The organism is Roseobacter sp. YIN89 (assembly GCF_057219365.1).
In genome coordinates this window covers 737,150-743,327 of the sequence record NZ_JBXVVD010000003.1, presented here as the reverse complement: position 1 = coordinate 743,327, position 6,178 = coordinate 737,150, and the positions used below count along the sequence as shown (strand labels likewise).

Genomic DNA, 6,178 nt, shown 5'->3' with positions numbered 1-6,178 from the left:
TTTTTATCAGATACTGAACACCTGCTTTGTGAGGTGTTTTGCTTGATTTGTACCTTGGCGAACGGATGCTTACCGCTACAAAGCAGCCATCTGAGAAAAACGGTCGAATGACCGCATCGAGCCCACAGTGCCCATTCCTTCGGTAGAGATGATTGTCAGTGACGCGCGCCAAGCGGACATTGCCATACAAGAAATGGCCCAATCCAGCCATTCGTTGCAGGACCGGCCGGTGCTTGCAACTGTTTTGGAATTCAGAAAAGAAGTGTAGACTTCGGCTATGCCTCATAGCGAAGCCGAAATTGTACAGATAGCTCGACTGAATAACTACTATAGCCTTGCAGGTTCCTCAACTTTGCAGAGCATCACCAACCGGGTGTGTGACTGCGGCTATATTGGCCACAGCAATGCGACGCGGTCCGAGGTTGACAGGATAATCTCCATGTTAGGCTTTGAGCGTCAGACGAACCTTCTCGACCTAGGAGCGGGGGCGGGATGGCCGGGGCTTTACTTTGCCAAAGAGTGTGGGTGTCATCTGACATTGCTCGACCTGCCGGAAGCAGGGCTAAAGCTAGCCGCGGAACGGGCTATTGAAGATGGGATTTCAGAGCGCGTGCAAACGGTTCGTGGTGACGCTTCATGTTTGCCCTTTGACAGCAATTCATTTTCCGCGATCACACACAGTGATGTATTGTGCTGCCTGCTGCCAAAAAGGGAGGCCCTGAAAGAGTGCCGGCGGGTGATTTCAGACAACGGGAAAATGGCCTTTTCGGTGATCGATGTTGCCCCCGGGCTTTCTCCGGCGGATCGGGCGGACGCATTAGATGCAGGTCCGGACTTCGTTGATAGCGATGAACCTTACTTGGACTTGCTTGCCGGCACAGGTTGGAAAATTCGCAGTTGTAAAGATCTTACCGCGGATCTTGAACAAACGTACGTTAAAATGATCGGCGCGGAACGCGATTATGAGGATGAGCTGCGGAGAATTGCGGGCGACGACTTTTACGAAGAAGCGCAGGCCAGCTGGGCAAAAAAACTACTAGCAGTTCGGCGGGGCCAGCTTCGTAGGTACCTGTATTTCGTTACGCCTGCCTAGGATATTTTCAAGGGTATTGGGTCTGCCCCGGGATCATTCAATATGTCTCGAAGAATTGCAGTGGCCGCGAAAAAGTATGCGCTGTGATGGAGGACTAGTCTACTATGCCGGCCTTCTCCAAACCGTCTAAATAGAGATTCAACTGGTCTTCCCTCTTCAGGAAGAAGAGTCGCTTCCGCGCAAATGACAAACTGAAATCTGGGCGCTCCTGAAGCAGACGGGCTACCATTTTGCGCGCTTCCTCGGTCCGCTCCAGATAGGCAAGCGCCACCACCGCGTGCGCCGTCGCCCAATACTGACAATTCGGGATATCAGTGGCGCGCTCGGCCCAATCCAACGCCTTTTCAAACTGGTTCGCGAACAGGAAGTTCAGTGCCCCATAGGAAAGAAATGCCCAAAGCTGTGGATGGTTAGGACTCATTTCGACCGCTTTTTCAAAATGCTCGGACGCTTCTTCGTAGCGACCCTCGTATGCAAGGGAGTCACCGAGCGCGCAAAAGGCTGGAGCTAAGGTCGGGTTAAGTTCAATGGCTTTTTCGTTCTCTGCTAGGGCGGCGCGATACTCGCGCCTTGCAAGCTGGACGCGGCCCATTAGCATGTAGAGCACTGCATTCTGGTTATCGAGCGCAACTGCCTGTCGGGCCGCAGCCAGTGCTTCGTCCATATGATCCGGGTCAGGTTCTGTGTCCCAATACACCATCCCCAGAATAGTGGCGTAGGCCCACATTCCATGCGCTTCCGCGAAGCTTGGATCAAGTTCACGCGCCCGCTGCAAAAGGCGTTGCGCCTCGTTGTTAGCTTCCGCCGTGAATTGATAAAACTTAGCAACGCCAAGGTGATAAGAGTCCCACGCGTGCACCTCGGGATAGGCGGTTTTTTCGATCTTTTGTCGTACCGCCAAGCCTATTTCCGGCTCAATTCGCCCGACGATATTCTGGGTCATTTCATCCTGCAGTTCAAATATGTCTTGCAAGCTCCGGTCATAGCGGTCAGCCCAGATATGTGCGCCTGTTCCCGTGTCGATCAACTGTCCTGTCACACGCACGCGCTGGCCTGCCCGTCGTACCGAGCCCTCGAGAACATAATCGGCGCCAAGCTCCTTCCCGACTTCATCGATCTTGGGCGACGTATGCTTGTAGGAAAAAGTGGTATTGCGAGCAATTACATCCAACCATCGATGTTTGGCTAACGCCGTGATGATATCTTCTGTCAACCCATCCGAAAAATACTCCTGCTCGGGATCGCCAGACATGTTGTTGAAGGGCAGGACCGCAATGCAGGGCTTTGCAGAACGCTGCTCCTGTTTGTCAGACGCTTCGCTAATCACTTGCAATCTTTTCGGATGCCAGGACCAGACGCGAACAGGGCGCGAGATATTTTTCAGATGTTGTTCTCCCATGTCGGTCAATGGAAGATTCAGTATCCCACCCAAATGCTCGTAGACCGTACTCGACAGACAAACGCCCCCTGGCTCCGCGATTTGTTCGAGTCGTGCCGCAATATTGACCCCAGTCCCTAACAAGTTCTCACCTTCGGTCGAAACATCCCCTAAATTGACGCCGATCCGAAGCTGCAGCATAGGATCGGATTTCGCGTGTGTTTCGGGTTCAGCAAGTTGGCTCTGGACCGCCACAGCGCATTCAACTCCCTGAACGGGGCTTGCGAATTCAGCAATGACACTGTCACCGGCACTGCCAAAAATCCTGCCGCGGTGCTCTGCAATGAGATTGTCAATGAGGGCTCGTGCACCACGCAGTGCTGAGAGCGTGCCCTTCTCGTCCGTTTCCATAAGCCGCGAGTAGCCAACCACGTCAGCCGCAAAAATTGTCGCGAGACGGCGCTCCATAAACGGATCTCCAATTTAGGATCTAGCACGAATACAAGACTCCCACACGTCAGTCTGACAGTTGGAGCGTATTCACGCAAACTTTAGATCAAATTCGGGAGTGGTTGTTATCTGCTGAACTTCGTCATCTGAGCCTTTCGACCGGGAGTCTCTGGGTTGAACCGACGTTTTTTTGACTAGCCCTGAGTATTATTCGCTTCTACATAGAACGCCCGAAAATCTCCGCGGGCGATTATCACTTTAGTAGAGAATCGCAGATACCGGCCATTCAAACGCAGAAGCCAAACGACGGCATAGTCCGCAACTCTGCCGTTCAGCAGATTTCAACGAATGTCCGGTGCTGGTAAATGCAGACATTCAGAACCAAAACTCCGAATTTTCGGTCTTGAATGGCTGCTTAACGCGAAACAGCCGACACTCACCAAAATTCGGCTAATGGTCGCTCAGAGCCCAAAGTTCGCGCACAATGGGCGCGTTTTCGCAACGGGTTAAAATCCAATTCTTTCAAATTTGCCGGCAGTTCAGTGGTCGAAACACGCCCTTAATCGGTGGATCGACATGGCCCAATGATCTCAATAAGCTGATATACGAAGAACGGATGTTACAAGCTGAAAGCGTTTATGGATAGATTGCCCAGCCGCTCACACGAACTTGAACAGATCGTGCGCCGATGGCTGCACGCAATCTTTAACCAACAACCCAAAACGGCAGTCAACTTATTCTCGGAAACGGATGCGTTGAGTTACATCGGAACAGACGAAAAAGAGTATTGGGCCGGCGAAAATCTGCGGCGAGGTTACGGCGGTCACATGGGAGAAGCCGATCCGTCGGTCATGAAGTCTTCTGAAATTGAAGCATGGGAGTGCGACGGGTTTGGATGGTCCAGATCGCGATTGGAAGTTCATTTTGAGAATGCTGAAAAACCGGTGTACTTGCGTCAAACGATGATTTTCAGGATGGAAGACGGCATCTGGAAGATCGTACATGTGCACAACTCAAATCCAGTGAACAATGCTGAGGTCTTTGGTTACACTCACAAGGCGTACGATGATTTCCTTGAGAAAGTAGGCAAGGTAGATCTTAAGCTGGAAGCGTCGGGAAGCGCCACCGTGATGTTTACGGATATTGTTAGCAGTTCGGCGTTGGCGGAAGCTATAGGCGACGCCAGATGGGCCGGGATCATTTCTGAGCACCTCAATCTCGTCGAGGAGCTTTTGGCACAACATGGAGGACGCCTAGTTAAAACGATGGGTGACGGCACAATGTCTATTTTCACATCGGCAGGAAGTGCGTTGAAAGCGGCAAGTAAGCTCCAGAACACGATCGATGGGATCGACGGAGAACCCAAGCTGACCATGCGCGTTGGGATCAACACAGGTGATATTGTTGAAGCAGGTGAGGATTTTCTCGGGACGGTCGTGAACAAAGCCGCACGAATTGCATCTATTGCCGACCCGAGTGAAATCCGAGTGTCTGATGCAACGAGAGCCATGGTAGGAGGAGCAAAAGATTATAAGTTCGGGTCACCTGTGACAATTGCATTAAAAGGCCTTGATGGCCAACACCTACTTTATCGCCTCGAATGGCGAGAGCAGGCTAATTGAAACAAGGTGAACAGTGGGCCGGATGAAAACTGCATAAAGATCTGCTTGTTCCGCGTAGCAGGCATTGATGCACTGCGCTCCGAAGGTCTGCAACGAGCCCGAAGCGTACCTTTGTTGTGCTCTACAATTTTTTTTTGTTATTCCTGCGAAGATTGCTTCCCGTAAGCCCTTCGCAATTTCAAGCTTTTGCGCCCCAGAATGGAGGACGCGATTTCATGACCTGGCATTATCCATACACCGAAATCAGGATAGCTCTCATGGTTTCCGAGAAATTGAAGCCCGATATCCTCACAGAGTTGTCTTCCCAAAGCATTCACTGAAATGGCTCCTATCTCGCGAACATATATCTCACGCTGAACAAGACCCTCCAATTCTGTGACGAAACCCGAGAGAAGCAATCGAGCAGCCGCCTCGTGACCCTTTGCAATGTAAATTGCAGGACAATAAGCAAAGTATTCTCCCGGCAATATCGGGCGCTTTAGCAGATCCGGTGTGACTTCTCCTTCATCGAACCGGCATTCATGAAAACGCTCTTCAAGGGCTGAACCCGGAAAGATCAATCCGACATGGCCCACTAAGACTGATCCGTGCATGACGTACGGCCCTGACAATCGCCCTTCGTTTTGAATGTCTCGCCAGATAGTGTCGCTCGCCGAGAAGCCACTTGGCAATCCATTCGAACCTTCCGTTTCCATAGTTGCCACGGCTTGGGTCACAGCTGATGCAGATCCATCGAATTCGTTCAGAATTTCCAAATTGTTCAACAAGCGGTAAGCAGAAGCTTGCAGTGCTGGTCGACCAGCCTCCCAGTCTTCGCGGCAGGCAAGCACTGTTTCTCGGCTCCAACCGAGTTTTTCGACAAGCTTGTATTCAAGGTCACCACGAATATAGGAAAGCGAGCGCTCGTATTTGCTAATGGCATCCACGCTAACATCTAGTGACGCCGCCAGCTCTTCCTGTGTCATGCGTCCATGCTCCCCGCATCCAATGCGATGAGAGCGAAGCTTCTGAGCGAAAAGAGATGTCCAATTGGTCATGATAGTTTTTAGTATAGCGTGAAACTATCCGCTCAGGATGCCAATAAACACCAATATGCCCAACAGACTTACGGGTTTCTTACGGTCAGATCCGGTTCTTGTCGGTGGGTTTTGGTCCTGTGCATCGGCAACTTTAACAAACCGATCAATTTGTTAGGGAGAACGCCTGTGCACCGCTGGACATCACCATTTGCCACAACCTTGGACATGCTCTGCTTCGGAGCGCCGAGTGGCCGCAACATCCACGATAGAAGACGTATTTCGGAGGAAAGATACAAAGATCATGGCACCGTAGAATATCAACGGGGCGCAAAAAACCATTTTGAAGTTTGAGGTGTTGTCGTCGACGCTGGTAGTGAAAAGCAATGGCAAGTTACCGCTTACCAAGAAATGCAGTCATCTGCATAAGTCTGTCGAATGGCCGCCCAGAGCCCGGATCGGACCATAGATGTCCTGGCACTCGCAGTCCCGATGCAGTACCGCTTCCGATCCGGTGGCCGTCCGGTGACAAGCAAAGATTATGCGAATGCATGCTCTGCAGCGGATGCATTCTACGGTCAAAGCAGAATGACAATGCCATACCGATTGCTCTTGATCG

At 51.4% G+C, this 6,178-nt stretch carries 4 protein-coding genes; 2 read left to right on the top strand and 2 right to left on the bottom strand.

Going from position 1 to position 6,178, the window contains the following annotated elements; translation table 11 throughout:
- Positions 1-277: 277 nt before the first annotated feature.
- Entirely contained in the window at positions 278-1,093 is an 816-nt protein-coding gene (locus AC2D8V_RS15955; RefSeq protein ID WP_484734554.1) for a class I SAM-dependent methyltransferase, read from the top strand.
- A gap of 94 nt (positions 1,094-1,187) precedes the next feature.
- Here AC2D8V_RS15955 and AC2D8V_RS15950 read toward each other — a convergent pair whose 3' ends face one another.
- Positions 1,188-2,939: an adenylate/guanylate cyclase domain-containing protein gene (locus AC2D8V_RS15950; RefSeq protein ID WP_484734553.1), complete on the bottom strand. Its 1,752-nt coding sequence runs from the start codon at positions 2,937-2,939 to the stop codon at positions 1,188-1,190.
- Between the two features lie 620 nt (positions 2,940-3,559).
- Between AC2D8V_RS15950 and AC2D8V_RS15945 the strand changes: the two genes are divergently transcribed.
- Positions 3,560-4,543 (top strand): adenylate/guanylate cyclase domain-containing protein, encoded by a 984-nt coding sequence (locus AC2D8V_RS15945; RefSeq protein ID WP_484734552.1) that lies wholly within the window; start codon positions 3,560-3,562, stop codon positions 4,541-4,543.
- A gap of 137 nt (positions 4,544-4,680) precedes the next feature.
- Here the strand turns inward: AC2D8V_RS15945 and AC2D8V_RS15940 are convergent, their stop codons facing one another.
- The gene (locus tag AC2D8V_RS15940; protein ID WP_484734551.1) at positions 4,681-5,508 is read right to left on the bottom strand and encodes a helix-turn-helix domain-containing protein; all 828 of its coding nucleotides are present in this window, start codon (positions 5,506-5,508) and stop codon (positions 4,681-4,683) included.
- Positions 5,509-6,178 lie beyond the last annotated feature (670 nt).

What these genes read in the sequence shown, in the direction of transcription:
- AC2D8V_RS15955 (WP_484734554.1), top strand. Translation starts at nt 278, where the DNA reads ATGCCTCATAGCGAAGCCGAAATTGTACAGATAGCTCGACTGAATAAC.
- AC2D8V_RS15950 (WP_484734553.1), bottom strand. Translation starts at nt 2,939, where the DNA reads ATGGAGCGCCGTCTCGCGACAATTTTTGCGGCTGACGTGGTTGGCTAC.
- AC2D8V_RS15945 (WP_484734552.1), top strand. Translation starts at nt 3,560, where the DNA reads ATGGATAGATTGCCCAGCCGCTCACACGAACTTGAACAGATCGTGCGC.
- AC2D8V_RS15940 (WP_484734551.1), bottom strand. Translation starts at nt 5,508, where the DNA reads ATGACACAGGAAGAGCTGGCGGCGTCACTAGATGTTAGCGTGGATGCC.